Here is a 394-nt window from a genome sequence, read left to right as displayed (position 1 = left end):
GGATGTCTCGGCGGATCTGGTGGTGCTGGCGGGTGAGGCGTTCCCTGCCGGTCTGCTGGAGCAGACCCGTCAGGCTATGCCGGGTGCGGTCGTGGCCAACATTTATGGTCCGACTGAGGCGACGGTCTATGCGACGGGCTGGTTCTCGGATGCGGACCAGGTGCCTGAAGGGCCGATGGTGCCGATCGGCCGTCCGGTGGCGGGCAAGGCCACGTATGTACTTGACGGTGGACTGTCTCCTGTGCCGGTCGGTGTCTGGGGTGAGCTGTATCTCGGTGGTGCTCTGGCGCGTGGGTATCACGGGCGTTCCGGGCTGACGTCGGAGCGGTTTGTGGCGGACCCGTTCCGGTCGGGTGGTCGGTTGTATCGGACGGGTGATGTGGTGCGGTGGCGT

The 394-nt window shown here is 66.2% G+C and carries 1 protein-coding gene; it reads left to right on the top strand.

Features of this window, described 5'->3' with window-relative positions; translation table 11 throughout:
• Positions 1 to 394 (top strand): AMP-binding protein (locus IF11_RS37505; protein ID WP_037729528.1); only part of this gene is annotated, 394 nt, incomplete at both ends.

Source organism: Streptomyces scopuliridis RB72 (assembly GCF_000718095.1).
Classification (GTDB): domain Bacteria; phylum Actinomycetota; class Actinomycetes; order Streptomycetales; family Streptomycetaceae; genus Streptomyces; species Streptomyces scopuliridis.
The sequence above is the reverse complement of the archived record's forward strand: the minus strand, read 5'-3'. Positions and strand labels throughout refer to the sequence as shown.